This window comes from Lysinibacillus sp. NPDC094403 (assembly GCF_050278745.1).
Classification (GTDB): Bacteria; Bacillota; Bacilli; order Bacillales_A; family Planococcaceae; genus Lysinibacillus.
Window position 1 is genome coordinate 351182 of the sequence record NZ_JBNNTL010000001.1, and the last position, 15724, is coordinate 366905.

The following is a 15724-nucleotide window of genomic DNA, read 5'->3' on the forward strand; positions in this document are numbered from 1 at the left end:
AGGTGGAGGGGTAATGAAGTTTTACAAAAATGCATCTTTGGTTGGTAAGTTCGGAATATTTAATACCATTATCTTGATAGCTCTTGTAATGATAGGGTTTACGGGGATATTGGGCGTTAATGAAATGAATAATAGAGCACAGCATATTTATAAAGACAATTTAAAATCAGTATATTTTTTAAGTAATATTTACGTTAATCAACAAAAAATAACTAATTTAAAGTTTAAAATTTTTTTTAATTCAAAAGATATCGGTGAAAAAAATGAATATTATGAAGAAATAGTAGCTTTGGAAGAAGATAGTATTGTTAATTTTAATAAATTAGAGAAAACAAATATGAGTAGTGAAGAAAGTAAACTACTTAAGACTTTAAAACAAGTAGATATAGATTATGAAGAAACATTAGAATCTATGGTTCAACAGGTAATCTCTGATGCAGAAATAGAAGATGCTGATCTTTTTCTAAAGCCGCTGTTAGAAAAAGAGAAGCGAAGAGATGATCTTATGGAGCAAATTGAGCACATAAATATCGAAAGTGCTGATATAAAAAGCGATGAAAGTTATGTAACTTATAAAAATACATTGTATAGAAACATCATTATTATCACTATTTCTCTATTATTTAGTATAACTGCTCTAATCTTATTAAGTAGATATGTCAAAAAGGCAATCTCCAATATTCAAGATGTTGTATCAGGAGTTGAAAATGGCGATTTAACAAGACATGCTGAGGTGATATACCCTGATGATCTTGGGAAAATTACTGTAGGGTTGAACAATTCTGTTTCTCATATTAAGGAACTTGTTTCTAGTGTTAGTAGCACCTCAGCACAAATGCGTACTTTAAGTGAAGATTTAACTGGAACTATTGAGGAAATTACTGCTTCAATGGATGAAATTGATACAACTTCAAAAGATGTCGCTATGGGAAGTACTACACTAGGTGCAACAACCGAGCAATTAAACGCTACTGCAATTGAGGTGCTCGATAGTGCAAAAAAATTAAATGAGAAAACAGAACAAAGTCTTGATTTCTCGCAAGAAGTAAAAAATAGGGCCTTTGAAATTAAAGAAACAGCTATTGAAGCATATAGTACAGCCCGTAATCTATATGATGAAAAACAAAAACTAGTTTTAGAAGCAATTCAAGCTGGAAAAATCGTATCCGAAGTAAAAGTAATGTCTGAAACAATAGCAGATATTGCTGATCAAACCAATTTGTTAGCATTAAATGCAGCGATTGAGGCTGTAAGAGCAGGGGAGCAAGGGAAAGGTTTTGCTGTTGTAGCTGATGAAGTACGTAAATTAGCTGAACAATCATCCGAAACCGTTCAAAAAATACAAATTGTTACTAGTGAAGTAGAAGAAGCATTTAAGAATGTGTCTATCAATGCGCAAGAGCTATTAAACTTTATTGATAATAAAGTAACACCTGATTATGAGCTTTTCCAAAACAGTGGAATTCAATATGAAGAGGATGCTCAGCATTTTAATGTATTAATCACTGATGTGACAGCATTTGTAGAAACAATGAAATATTCCATGCTGGAAATACAAGAGGCGATTGAAAATGTATCAAATGTCGCTATAGAGTCATCTGATCAGTCAAATGATATAGCAAAGGGTATTTCAGAAACATTACAAGCAATACAGCATGTAGCAGAGTCATCCGTTGAAACGGCAAATATTGCTGAAAAGGTTTCTCAAGAATTAAATAAGTTCATATTATAGGAAAAATATACCAGATGTTAAAAGACGAAAAAATGAATTTCATTCAAGTCTTCCGCGGGTTAAATGCGTTGAAGTATGAGGAACTTAAGTACTTACGTGAAAAATTCATTGAATCGAGGGTAATCCCAATCTCTTCTCGATTAAATCCGTTCAAAACATCGATGAACAAAAATTCTTTCCCTTCATATCATATGTGAGAATGGATTTTACGTTATTGAGGAGGAAAGGAATGCATTGGATAGCCATCATACTTATTGGGATTGCTGCCAACTTAGATAATTTAGGAATTGGTCTCGCCTATGGTATTAAGCGAGTAAAAATACCCGTATTATCCAATGCGGTTATTGCCCTTATTTCAATGATCGTCACATACGCTGCAGTAACAGCTGGAAGCGTAGTTATTAATTATGTCTCTCCAGATTTCGCAAATTTAATAGGAAGTCTTTTGCTTTGTGCAATTGGGATATGGACTTTATTATCTAGTCGCTTTTCTAAACAAGGAATATTGGAACATCCTGAAGTATTTGATGAGGATAAAAATTATATCATTTCAATTCGAGAAGCAATGACGCTCGGCTTCGTCTTATCAGCCAACTGTTTAGCCGGAGGAATAGCACTAGGGGCCAATGGTATTTCTGCGATTTGGACAGTTATTTCTATCGGTGTCTTTTCGTTCATAACAGTAGGTGCTGGTGTGCATTTTGGAGTCTTACTTACAAAAACTTTTATTGGAAGATACTCAACTGCTATTTCAGGGTGGTTACTTATTCTTATAGGGATCATTGAAATAATTTCTTGAACACTACAAAATTTCAAAGCGAGAGAGTCCACCTTTTATCGTACACAATCTTCGAAAGGAAAATCTGGCATTATCGATTTAAAAAAGTTTTAAAGAAATAACTTGACGTAAGTAAATTATTAATATATAGTAAGTTACATAAAGTAATCAATTACTTTTCGTAACTGTTTTAACTAGGATGTATGAAAGAAGTAACTACAATATTTATCCCTTTTAATCTTAGGGAACATATTTAATGTAGTTACTTCATATTTTAAAATATATCTCGAAATCGAGATAAAATCAACTTAATTGGAGGAATTTATAATGGCAAAATGGAACATTGATTTAGGACACTCAGCAATTAACTTTCAAGTAAAACACATGATGGTATCAAAAGTAAAAGGTGTATTTGATACTTATTCAGCTGATATTGAAGCGGCAGATCTTGCCGATTTAACAACAGCAAACATTAGCTTTGCAATTGATGCAGCTAGCATTAATACACGTAGTGAAGATCGTGATAATCACTTAAAAGCAGCAGATTTCTTCGATGCTGAAAAATATCCAACAATTACATTCAAGTCAACAAACATTGCAAAAAAATCAGATGATGAATATGCGGTTACAGGTGATTTAACAATTAAAGACGTAACGAAATCAGTAACATTTGATACTGAATTTAATGGTAAAGGTACAAATCCATGGGGCCAAGAAGTTTATGGCTTTGAATCTACAACATCAATCAATCGTGAAGATTTTGGCTTAACTTGGAATGCGGCATTGGAAACTGGCGGTGTTCTAGTTGGGAAAGACATCAAAATTACAGTTGAACTGGAAGTAAACCCAGCTTAACTTCTTTCAGCTGAAATAGAGGAACTCAGTCTAATAACGCCACGTCCTGTGGCAATGACTGAGTGACCAACATCACGTTGGCCCAAAGCCTCCGGCGGATTTTTGTAAAATGTGCTCGATACATATCGGGCACATTTTTTTATGTAAATAAAAAACTTTGTCAAAAAATAACACAATAAATAAGTTACTTGCATAATTTTAGTAATTACAGCATATAAAACATCATATTGTTTTTGGGGGCGATGGGATGAATGTATTAGTGACAGGTGGCTATGGTTTTATTGGTAGTGCAGTGGCGAGGCGTTTTTTTAAAGAGGGTGCAAATGTTTATATTATTGATAATTTAAGTACAGGTCATTTACGCAATGTCGATTTTGAGCATAAATCTTACCTTTTGAATATAGAAGATGAAGTTTGTGAGCATCTCTTTAAAGAAACATCATTCGATGTGGTCATCCATTGTGCAGCGCAAACGAGTGTCCAAAAATCGGTGCAAGAGCCAGTGAAGGATGTTTTAACGAATATTGTAGGGCTTAGTCAGATGCTCTTTTTATCGTCAAAATATAAGGTAAAGCATTTCGTGTTTGCCTCGTCAGCAGCTGTTTATGGAGATAGTCACTATCCTCCACTAGAAGAAACCGATGTTAGTGAACCGATTTCGATGTATGGATTAAACAAAAGTATTGGTGAGACATATTGTGAAAAATGGCAAAAGGATTATCATTTACCAACATTAATTTACAGATTTGCTAATGTATTCGGTCCTAGGCAATGTATGCGTGGGGAAGCGGCGGTTATTCCTAGCATGCTAAAAAGCAGTATTGATGGAAAGCCCTTTACGATTTATGGAGATGGAGAACAAACACGAGATTTCATATATGTAGATGACATTGCAGATGCTATTTATGCTGGAGTGCAGGCTAGATTACAGGGCATTTATAATGTATCAACGAATGAGGCATGGTCGATTCATCAAGTCGTTTTATTATTACAGCATTTAAATCATCCTTTAGAAATTCAATATGCTCCTGCAAGAGAGGGTGATATTGAGCATTCGTTTTTAAATAATGAAAAGTTGGCAAAGGCAATAGGATGGAGACCAAAAACTTCTTTTGCGGAAGGCATAGAGCGGACATTACAAGCATTACAAAATGAAAAGATAGTGGAAATTTAAGGGCATTGTAAAAGTATGTCAATGTGATGAATTCATTTTTATATGAATACTTTGAAGAATTAGCGGAACAAAACCTCATTTTATCGGAACAATTTCATTTTTTGGAGCGACTCTAGGAAAGTGCCCAGTCGGAACTGAAATCAACTTCGCGTTAAGGTGAGAATATGTAGATGATTATATGTAATCTTTGACGATTTACCCTACTATAAAGGGGGAAATCGTCTTTTTATATGTTCAATCATTCATCAGTACATAATTGTGCATCGCATTATTAGTATTACGAGGAGTAATAGGTGTTTTTTTACGCCTATAGTATAATTAAAGAATGTTGCGGAATTGAACGGGGGCTTATACATGCTAGTAGATTTTAGAGTGAAAAATTGCTTAAGTTATAAGGATGAAACACTATTTTCAATGGTGGCGGGCAGCCGCATTCGTAAATTAAAGGACACACATACGATGAAATTTGACTCGTTTCGCCTTGTAAAAAGTGCTTTTATTTTCGGACCAAATGGAAGTGGAAAATCAAACTTATTCACGGCCATTAAAATTTTACGTTCTTTATTGTTTAACTTTGAAAATCTTAATAATGTCAAACAGCTGCGCCTACCCTACCAGCCATTTAAGTTAGGGGATCAGCAAGGGCAACCGACAGAATTTATGATTTCATTAATAATAGATGAGGTACTGTACGATTATGAGGTACAGTATAATGCATCGCAGGTCCTTTATGAATGCCTAACTAAAACGACAAAATCCATGAAAGAACAGCTCTTTAATAGACAATGGGATGGGACAGAATATTTGTATGAAACTGCCCAAAGCACAGCGCTAGAATTGACAAAATATACACGTGATAATACAGCTTTCTTATCAGTATTAAATGTCTTTAATGACCCAGATGCTACGAAAATATTTGATTGGTTTTTACATAAAATACTGTTTTTAGATGAAGCAAATCGGTTATCAAGTCATCCACTTATTCGTAAACTTGAAGAGGAGCCCTTTAAAAAAGAGGTTATTAAGTTACTTAAGATTGCAGACTTCTCTATTCAAGATGTAACGGCAAGACGCGTTGAGCGTAGAGAGAAAAATACTATTGGCTATGATTTTGACACTTCAGAGGTTATTCAAGAGGTGGATATCGATTTACACTATTTATCGTTCAATGAAGCAGGTGCGCCGATAGGGACAGAGACGATCAATTGGACGATGGATTCAAAGGGGACAGTCCGTATGCTGCATTTAGCATGTGTCATGGTAGATGCATACAATAAAGGAAAGACTATCTTTATAGATGAATTTGATACAGCTTTTCATGTGTCCATCTGCGAATTTTTAATGGCCATTATGAACAGCAAACGTAACGTTACTAATCAATTTGTGGTCACAACTCATGAAATTGATTTATTAGATCAGCCACTACGTTCCGATCAAATATGGTTTGTGAATAAAAGCTTTAAAAATGAATCCGAGTTATATTCTTTATTTGATTTTGCAGATTTACAGAAGAAACGTGGAGATATTTCCTATGCCAAGCGTTACTTAAAGGGAGAATTTGGGGCTACACCGGTTATTAATGAATATTTATCAGACCAGTATTTAACTTCTTTTAGCGGGTATCCAAACACCCGCTGAAATAGAGGAACTCAGGCTAGGAACTTCACATCCTGTGAAAACCCATAATTGATAGGAAGTGGAGGTATCAGAACAGTGAGAGTACGTCAACAAGGGAATCGAACACTGCGTAAAACAATTTTAGTTTATTGTGAAGGTGAAACCGAACGTATTTATTTTGAGCAAATGCGTATTTTAAAGCGTTCCAAAATGGTAAGTGTCAAAATAAAAAACGTTAAGCGTTCAGCTATTAAGCTAGCCCAGCATGCCTATCGAGATTCGAGCTATCAATATTCTGATGAGGTTTGGATTGTTTTTGATAAAGATGATTTGACCGAAAAGCAATTAGACGAAGTTAATGCTTTTTGTGAGGAGAAAAGTATTCATATTGCCTATACAAACGAAGCATTTGAATTATGGCTACTATTGCATTTTGAAGAGGTCGATATTTCTGAAAAGTATCCTCGTGCTGTATTAAATGACAAGATGGAGCAGCATCTTGGGGTAACACGTTACTTCCGTCATAAAGCGGATGAGTCAGTCATTGCACCTATCGCACTTCGACATGAGGTTGCTATTAAAAATTGCACAGATATGATGGCACTTCGCGAGACGGAAAGCCGTGACAATCCTTATTGCAACATACATGAAATGATACAATACATATTTTAACTTCTTTCAGCGGGTGTCTTTTGTACCTGTCGCTACGCTTTCTGTACAAAAGACACCTGCTGAAATAGAGAGAGGAACTCAGTCTAAGAACGCCACGTCCTGTGGTAATTTATCTGTGCGAAAGCGAAGCGACAGCAGCACTGCCGCTACGTTAGCACTACGCTTTCGCACAAAAAAACATCTGCAGGGCTAAGCACAAAGCCGATTCCGGGCGCAATTATGCCGAGGCATAATTGATTGCTAAACAGCAGGTTTTCCATCACTTAATGGAGAACCTGCTGTTTTTATATTTCACTAGAACAAGGTGGGTATTTCCGGACGCAATCACACTAAGTCGAAATTGATTTCCACTAACTAATGTGAATAAATAAATTTTTTGTATTGGGAAATAAATAATATCAGAAGCTATGATAATTGAACTGTACATATGACACGACTCAAACCTATAAATGATTGAAAAGTGTATTTTGTCTTCGTTATTTTTAAAAATTAGCTAACTTGCCTTTTCTCTCTAAACACATTACAATGAAATTAAGTTAATATACAAGGTTTGAGCGATTGAGAGACCATTAAAAACATATGTACATTTTGTACATGTGCTTTTAATGGTCTCTTTTTTTCGTTCTTAATAAGGAGGAGTTTCATTATGAGCACAGCTTCAGCAATTCAACGTCAACAAACGATTGAAGAATTACAAAGTAAAGAATACGATTTATTGGTTATCGGTGGTGGTATTACAGGTTGTGGTATTGCACTTGATGCAATTGCTCGTGGATTATCTGTAGCGTTAGTTGAAATGCAAGACTTCGCCTCTGGTACTTCTAGTCGTTCGACAAAATTAGTGCATGGTGGACTTCGTTATTTAAAACAATTTGAAATAAAAGAGGTTGCAGATTTAGGAAAAGAGCGTGCAATCGTTTATGAAAATGGACCGCATGTAACAACACCTGTATGGATGCTACTGCCATTCCATAAAGGTGGCACATTCGGGAAATTCTCAACGAATATTGGCTTACGTGTCTATGATTTTTTAGCAGGGGTTAAACGTTCTGAGCGTCGATATATGTTAAATGCTGCAAAAACAATGGAAAAAGAACCTTTGGTCAAAGGTGAGGAATTACTCGGCGGTGGTGTTTATGTAGAATATCGTACAGATGATGCACGTCTGACAGTCGAAGTTGCCAAAGCTGCCATCGAAAAAGGCGCAACACTTATTAATTATACAAAGGCAGAAAACTTTTTATACAATGACCAAAAGAAAATTAAGGGTATCGTCGCACAAGATTTAATTGCCCATAACGCTTTTAATATTCGTGCAAAAAAAGTTGTGAATGCTGCGGGTCCATGGGTAGATGAAGTTCGTACTATCGAAGGGAAACAAAATGGTAAGCATTTAATTTTATCAAAAGGTGTGCACATCGTTTTTGATGAATCCAAGTTCCCACTACGTCAAGCTGTCTATTTTGATACACCTGATGGTCGTATGGTGTTTGCAATTCCTCGTGATGGGAAAACATATGTTGGAACAACAGATACATTTTACAAAGGCGATGCCCGAGAAATGAATATCCATCAAGAAGATCGTGATTATATTATGAAGGCAATACATTACATGTTTCCAAAAGTTAAAGTCACTGATGAAGATATCGAATCCAGCTGGGCAGGAGTTCGCCCATTAATTCATGAGGAAGGTAAAAATCCATCTGAAATTTCTCGTAAGGATGAAGTATGGGAATCTCCTTCAGGTCTTGTGACAATTGCTGGCGGTAAATTAACAGGTTATCGTAAAATGGCTGAAACAGTTTTAAATATGATTGCGCAAGATTTAGAACAGCGATTCGGCATTACATCAAAACCATGTCATACAAAGAATATTCATATATCTGGTGGAGATGTTGGGGGCTCTCAAAACTTACATGCCTTCGTGTCAAAACGTGTAAAAATGGGTGTCGAAATTGGATTACCAGAAGAGGAAGCAAAACATTTAGCACATCATTATGGTTCTAATGTAGACGTTGTTTTTGAATATGCCAAAGAAAAGCATCCTACTTTACCACAAGGGCTATATGCTCAGCTACTATATGGTATTCGTCATGAAATGGTTGTTCATCCGAATGACTTTATGATTCGCCGTACAGCTTATATGTTCTTTAATATCGCACTTGTGAAACAATATAAAGAGGCGGTATTAGATGAAATGGCAAAACAATTAAACTGGTCTACTGAACAACGTACACAATATGAAAAAGATTTAAATATAGAAATAACTAGAGCTACAACTGCATTATAATAAAAATGAAGGCCGTCTTAATGGCGACCTGACTTTTTAACTTATTTCAGCGGGTGTCCAAACATCTGCTGCTGACGCTACGCTGTCGCGCAAAAAACATCTGTACCTGTCGCTACGCTTTCGGTACAAAAAACATCGGCTGAAATATAAGAACTCAGTCAAAGACAGGTTGCTGCCGCTGCGTTAGCACTACGCTTTCACACAAAAAACATTTGCAGGCATAAGCACAAAGCCGATTCCGGACACAATTATGCCGAGGCATAAATTGATATAAAGGGGAAATCAAATGAATTTCAATAATCAACAAATTATTCCCGCTGCACGTACAGTAAAGCAATTTGATGAAGTATTAAATAGTCGATTCGAATACATTGTTCTATTAGAAGTGCATATTAGTGTGCTCATGTCAATAAAACGAGAAGCAGATCGTAATGGTAAAAAATTAATTATTCATGCAGATTTAATTCATGGCTTAAAAACGGATAATTTTGCAGCTGATTTTTTATGCAATGATATCCGGCCGGCAGGTATAATCTCCACTCGATCGAATATGTTAATAAAAGCAAAATCTCGTGGGATTATCGCTATTCAGCGTGTCTTTTTAATTGATACTATTGCGCTTGAAAAAAGCTTTTCAATGATTGAATCAGCAAAGCCCGATTATATTGAATTATTACCAGGTATCATTCCTTCAATGATTTCAGAAGTACACCAGCGAACAAAAATCCCTGTTATTACAGGTGGACTAGTCCGCACTGGTGAAAGTATAGATGAAGCGTTATCAGCTGGGGCAGTAGCTATTACGACATCAAATAAAAACTTGTGGGAAAATTTCGAAAAATAGGTTGACTATGTATATTATTTTCTCTACAATGTACATAAGTTAAAAAGCACGTGGTTAGGAAAAGGAACCCACATTTATTCATCTGCATTACAACGTGCAGATTGTTTAAGTGTGGGTTTATTTTTTACTATAAACAAAGGGGGAGCTTCTTGTATGTCAACATTTACAGCTGAACTGGTCGGTACGATGATTCTGATTTTATTCGGTGGTGGTGTTGTTGCAGGTGTGTCACTGCACAAATCGAAAGGTTTTGGCGGTGGATGGGTAGTGATTACATTCGCTTGGGGTCTAGCTGTGGCTATGGCTGCATATGCTGTTGGTGGTATTAGTGGGGCTCATTTAAATCCTGCTTTAACAATCGCGCTTGCTACAATCGGTAATTTTCCGTGGGCAGACGTACCTACTTACATTGCTGGACAATTGATTGGTGCATTTTTAGGCGCGGTACTCGTTTATTTTATGTATTTACCACATTGGAAAGGCACGAAAGATTCAGATGCGAAACTGGCTGTATTTTCAACAATGCCTGCTATTAAACATCCATTATCAAATTTAATTTCAGAAATGATTGGTACATTTATACTTGTTTTAGGTATTCTAGCATTAGGAACAAATACAATTACTGATGGTTTAAATCCATTTCTAGTTGGTATGCTTATTGTAGTCATTGGGATGGCATTAGGGGGTCCTACTGGATATGCAATTAACCCTGCACGTGACTTAGGTCCACGTATTGCTCACTTTTTCTTACCAATCCCAGGTAAACGTGACTCAGGATGGTCATATGCATGGATTCCAGTTGTAGGTCCAATTATCGGTGGTACATTTGGTGCCCTATTTTTCCAACAAATTTTTGAAGGGAAAAATAGTATCGCATTTTGGGTGTTTGCTATTATCGTAGTTATTATTTTTATCAGTGCTCAAATGACAGTGAAAAATGTTAAAAGTGAAGAGTAAATCAATTATGCCTCGGCATAATTGCGTCTGGAATCGGCTTTGTGCTTAGGCCTGCACGAGGGCCGACACGATGTCGGTCATTTCGTAATGCCACAGGATGTGGCGTTTTTACCGATGCAGGTCAGTTAGCCGTTATCGCATGGATGCGATGATTTTAGGCTAACATCCTCTAAGAGCTCCTTTCCGATTCCGTGACATCCGCCGGAGGCTTAACTTTTTTCAGCAGGTATCTATTGTGCCGAAAGCGTAGCGACAGGTACAGGTGTTTGGACACCCGCTGAAAAGAGCTTAAATCCGCATTCATCTCACTACCTATAGAGGTAGGGGACTTTTGTTAGCTGACGCTTCGCTTTCGCTACAGAAAATAATTGCTGAAAGAAATTAAAATTTTTGGAGGTATGTCCGATGTCAGAAAAAAAATATATTTTAGCTTTGGACCAAGGTACAACAAGCTCACGTGCTATTTTGTTTGATGAAAATGGGAGCATTCTCCATGTCGCACAACAAGAATTCCCACAATATTTCCCGCAATCGGGATGGGTTGAACATCACGCAGAAGAAATTTGGTCTTCTATTCTTTCTTGTATCGCTACAGTGCTTTCTGCAAAAAATATTGATTCAAATCAAATTGCTGGGATCGGTATTACAAACCAACGCGAAACAACTGTTGTTTGGGATAAACATTCAGGGAAACCAATTTATAATGCGATTGTATGGCAATCACGCCAAACAAACGCAATTTGTGAGGAATTGAAAGAAAATGGTTACAATGACTTATTCCGTGATAAAACAGGTTTATTGATCGATGCATACTTCTCAGGTACAAAAGTAAAATGGATTTTAGACAATGTTGAAGGTGCTCGCGAAAAAGCAGAAGCGGGCGATTTATTATTCGGTACAATTGATACGTGGTTAATATGGAAGTTAACAGGTGGTAAAGTCCATGTTACAGATTATTCAAATGCTTCTCGTACATTAATGTATAACATTTATGATTTAAAATGGGATGAGGAAATATTAGATATTTTAGGCGTCCCTGCTTCTATGCTTCCTGAGGTTCGTCCTTCTTCAGAAGTGTATGGATATACGGAGGAAGCTCTGTTCTTTGGTTCAGCTGTTCCAATTGCAGGGGCTGCGGGTGATCAGCAAGCTGCTCTATTCGGTCAGGCTTGCTTCGAAGAAGGTATGGTTAAAAACACTTACGGTACGGGTTGCTTTATGTTGATGAACACTGGTGAAAAGGCAGTAAAATCAGAGAATGGCTTATTAACTACGCTTGCATGGGGCTTAAATGGTAAGGTTACTTACGCTTTAGAAGGAAGTATTTTCGTAGCTGGCTCTGCTATTCAATGGTTACGCGATGGCTTACGAATGTTCCGTTCTGCTTCTGAGTCTGAGCAATATGCTGCACGTGTAGAGTCGGCTGATGGTGTTTATGTAGTTCCTGCATTCGTTGGTCTAGGTACACCTTATTGGGATTCTGATGTACGAGGTGCAGTCTTCGGCTTAACGCGCGGTACTTCTAAAGAACATTTTGTACGTGCGACACTAGAATCGTTAGCTTATCAAACAAAAGACGTACTTGGTGCAATGGAAGCGGATGCCAATATTCCACTAACGAAATTACGTGTAGATGGTGGTGCTGTAGCAAACAATTTCTTAATGCAATTCCAATCAGATTTATTAAATGTCCCTGTTGATCGTCCGGTCATTAACGAAACAACAGCTTTAGGCGCTGCGTATTTAGCAGGTTTAGCAGTTGGCTTCTGGAAATCAACTGATGAAATCGGTGAGTATTGGAATTTAGATCGTCAATTCACACCTAATATGGATGATTCACATCGTGAAGAAATCTATGCAGGATGGAAAAAAGCTGTGGCAGCTGCTCAAGCATTTAAATAAAAAGATAGCTGAATAGTGATGAAAAAACCTTGATAGGCTAATTTGAAGCGGATCCAAGTTGTTAGACAAAAATCTAACTGGGGTCACTTCACTTGCCAATCAAGGTTTTGTTTTAGGTAAACGATATAGGGTAGTATTATGAAATTAATTTGCAATATCGAGGATCCTGTCGTAATTTAAAAACAAAATATTTATCAGATTTGAAGGAGTATTTAGTATCCATTAACTAATAGATATCCCATTAGCATATCCTATTTCAGACTTCATATTTTTCTCTCCTCTTTTAAATAAAATGCTAGATTACTTTCACTGCCTTTACAATGTTAACCTCAAATCATTTTTTGATAAAGTTCTTCTATAGCAACGCCTCGAAGCATGTTTATTCCCAAAAAACATATAGTGTATATTGAGATTCATGAGTATTGGAACGAAAGGGGATTGCGTGGATAAATCTAAGTCGAATCAGCGCAAAAATTTAGACGAAAATGCGAAGGATCAGCAGCTAGAGCCGTTTCGTGTCGATAATGAAGGAAAAAAGATGACGACGAATCAGGGGCTAAAAGTTTCGAATGATGAGGATTCGTTGAAGGCTGGAGTTCGTGGGCCAACTATTATGGAGGATTTTCACTTTCGAGAAAAACTAACGCATTTTGATCATGAACGTATTCCAGAACGCGTTGTACATGCGAGGGGCTTTGCAGCACATGGAGAATTTGAGTTATATGAATCGATGGGGGAATATACAAAAGCAAGCTTTTTACAGGACCCTAATAAGAAAACGCCTGTATTTGTTAGATTTTCAACTGTAGTTGGAAGCTTAGGATCGATGGATACTGCACGTGATGTTCGTGGCTTTGCGACGAAATTTTACACAGATGAAGGCAATTATGATTTAGTTGGAAATAATATACCTGTCTTTTTTATTCAGGATGCTATTAAGTTTCCTGATTTAATTCATGCGGTAAAGCCTGAGCCTCACAATGAAATGCCACAAGCAGCCTCAGCTCACGATACATTTTGGGATTTTGTAGCGAACAATCAGGAAATTGCGCATATGATTATGTGGCATATGTCGGATCGAGCAATACCTAGAAGTTTTCGAATGATGGAGGGTTTCGGTGTTCATGCATTCCGTTTCGTCAATGACAAAGGAAAATCGAGATTTGTAAAATTTCATTGGAAGCCTGTGTTAGGTGTTCATTCACTCGTTTGGGATGAAGCACAAATTATTGCTGGAAAGGATCCGGATTTTCAACGCCGTGATTTATGGGAATCAATTGAGATTGGTGATTATCCAGAATATGAGCTTGGTGTACAAATGCTTGAGCCAGAGGACGAATTTAAATTTGATTTTGATATTTTGGATGCAACTAAGCTCTGGCCAGAAGAGATAGTGCCAGTTAAAAAGATTGGGAAAATGACCTTAAATCGCAATGTAGATAATGTTTTCGCTGAAACAGAGCAAGTCGCCTTCCATCCTGGAAATGTTGTACCAGGCATAGATTTTACAAATGATCCACTTTTACAGGGGCGGCTATTTTCTTATTTAGATACACAGCTAATACGTCTGGGAGGGCCAAACTTTGCAGAAATACCGATAAATCGACCTGTTTGCCCGATTCATAACAATCAGCGCAATGGCTTTAGTCGACAGACTATTAATGTAGGAAAAGTGAGCTATCATAAAAATTCCTTGGCCAATAATTCCCCGTCAACATCTACTGCAAGGGAAGGTGGCTTTGTTCATTATGAAGAAAAGGTTGAAGGACGTATCACACGAGCACGTAGTAAATCGTTTGAAAATCATTTCTCACAGGCAAGGCTGTTTTGGAATAGTATGTCATCTCCGGAAAAACAGCATATTATTGATGCCTTTAGCTTTGAGGTAGGGAAGGTAAAAAGTAAGTCCGTTCGCCAACAGGTTGTCGATATGTTTGTCCGTGTTGATAAAGCAATGGCAACGACTGTGGCCGAAAATATTGGTGTTAATCGTCCAAAAGGAGAGCAAATAAATGTCACGCTATCATCACCTGCACTTAGCCAGGCTAATACAATAAAAATGCCACAAACACTTAAAGTAGGCGTGCTAATAGGTAATGGATTTGATGCAAATGAAGTTGGAGAAATGCTGAAATATTTAACAAGACAGGGTGTTCGATACAGTATTATTTCCGACAGATTAGGGGTTGTTACTAGTAATGATGGCGTACAGTTAACAGCAAGTGACACATTTATTACTACTGATGCGGTACTATTTGACTCGTTATACGTTGTAGGCGTAAAAGCAAAAAATCAGGCAAAGTTTAATTCGCATATTGTAAATTATATCAATGAAGCGTATAGACATTACAAACCGATTGGTATAGCTACATCTGGAACGACATTTTTTAATATGTCTAATGCCAATGTAGGGCCAGGAATTGTATTGGCAACTGGCGACAAAGATTTCGCTAAAAAATTTGTAAATGCCATTGCCCAACAACGCTTTTGGGAGCGAAATATTTATTAACGTGAATACCCGAGTGCAGAGTAAATACCCGCGGAAGCAAAGCGAATACCCGCGCGAAGCAGGCGAATATCCGCGGAAGCAGAGCGAATACCCGAGTGCAGAGTAAATACCCGCGCGAAGCCGGAGAATACCCGCGGAAGCAGAGTGAATACCCGCGCGAAGCGAAGAGAATACCCGCGCGAAGCCGGAGAATACCCGAGTGCAGAGTGAATACCTGCGGAAGCAGAGCGAATACCCGCGTGCAGAGTAAATACCCGCGGAAGCAGAGCGAATACCCACGTGCAGAGCAAATACCCGCGGAAGCAAAGTGAATACCCACGTGCAGAGTGAATACCCGCGGAAGCAGGCGAATATCCGCGGAAGCAGAGTGAATACCCGCGCGAAGCAAAGTGAA

11 protein-coding genes are annotated in these 15724 nt (G+C 37.4%); all 11 read left to right on the forward strand.

The genetic code is table 11. From position 1 onward, the window contains the following. The first annotated feature begins 13 nt into the window (after window positions 1–13). The 11 genes from ACQKMV_RS01560 (at window position 14) to ACQKMV_RS01610 (ending at window position 15330) form a co-directional block, all read left to right on the forward strand. A complete protein-coding gene (locus ACQKMV_RS01560) occupies window positions 14–1732 on the forward strand; it encodes a methyl-accepting chemotaxis protein (protein WP_427502083.1) in 1719 nt (572 codons plus the stop codon). 229 nt (window positions 1733–1961) lie between these two features. Beyond that, entirely contained in the window at window positions 1962–2531 is a 570-nt protein-coding gene (locus ACQKMV_RS01565) for a manganese efflux pump (RefSeq protein ID WP_427423560.1), read from the forward strand. Window positions 2532–2837: 306 nt separating this feature from the next. Next, window positions 2838–3365: a YceI family protein gene (locus ACQKMV_RS01570; protein ID WP_427502084.1), complete on the forward strand. Its 528-nt coding sequence runs from the start codon at window positions 2838–2840 to the stop codon at window positions 3363–3365. A 247-nt stretch (window positions 3366–3612) separates the two neighbouring features. Then, complete coding sequence (locus ACQKMV_RS01575; RefSeq protein WP_427502085.1) at window positions 3613–4539, forward strand: NAD-dependent epimerase/dehydratase family protein; 927 nt, start codon at window positions 3613–3615, stop codon at window positions 4537–4539. 354 nt (window positions 4540–4893) lie between these two features. Then, a complete protein-coding gene (locus ACQKMV_RS01580) occupies window positions 4894–6177 on the forward strand; it encodes an AAA family ATPase (RefSeq protein WP_427502086.1) in 1284 nt (427 codons plus the stop codon). Window positions 6178–6252: 75 nt separating this feature from the next. After that, window positions 6253–6828: an RloB family protein gene (locus ACQKMV_RS01585; RefSeq protein ID WP_427502087.1), complete on the forward strand. Its 576-nt coding sequence runs from the start codon at window positions 6253–6255 to the stop codon at window positions 6826–6828. Between the two features lie 646 nt (window positions 6829–7474). Continuing rightward, the gene (locus ACQKMV_RS01590) at window positions 7475–9118 is read left to right on the forward strand and encodes a glycerol-3-phosphate dehydrogenase/oxidase (RefSeq protein ID WP_427502088.1); all 1644 of its coding nucleotides are present in this window, start codon (window positions 7475–7477) and stop codon (window positions 9116–9118) included. A gap of 286 nt (window positions 9119–9404) precedes the next feature. Continuing rightward, window positions 9405–9962, forward strand: coding sequence for a glycerol-3-phosphate responsive antiterminator (locus tag ACQKMV_RS01595; protein WP_427502089.1), 558 nt, complete (start codon window positions 9405–9407; stop codon window positions 9960–9962). Between the two features lie 153 nt (window positions 9963–10115). Then, window positions 10116–10919, forward strand: coding sequence for an MIP/aquaporin family protein (locus ACQKMV_RS01600; protein WP_427502090.1), 804 nt, complete (start codon window positions 10116–10118; stop codon window positions 10917–10919). Window positions 10920–11324: 405 nt separating this feature from the next. Beyond that, window positions 11325–12821, forward strand: coding sequence for a glycerol kinase GlpK (gene glpK, locus ACQKMV_RS01605; protein ID WP_427502091.1), 1497 nt, complete (start codon window positions 11325–11327; stop codon window positions 12819–12821). Between the two features lie 415 nt (window positions 12822–13236). Then, window positions 13237–15330, forward strand: a complete 2094-nt coding sequence (locus ACQKMV_RS01610) for a catalase (RefSeq protein WP_427502092.1) — start codon at window positions 13237–13239, stop codon at window positions 15328–15330. Window positions 15331–15724: the final 394 nt, after the last annotated feature.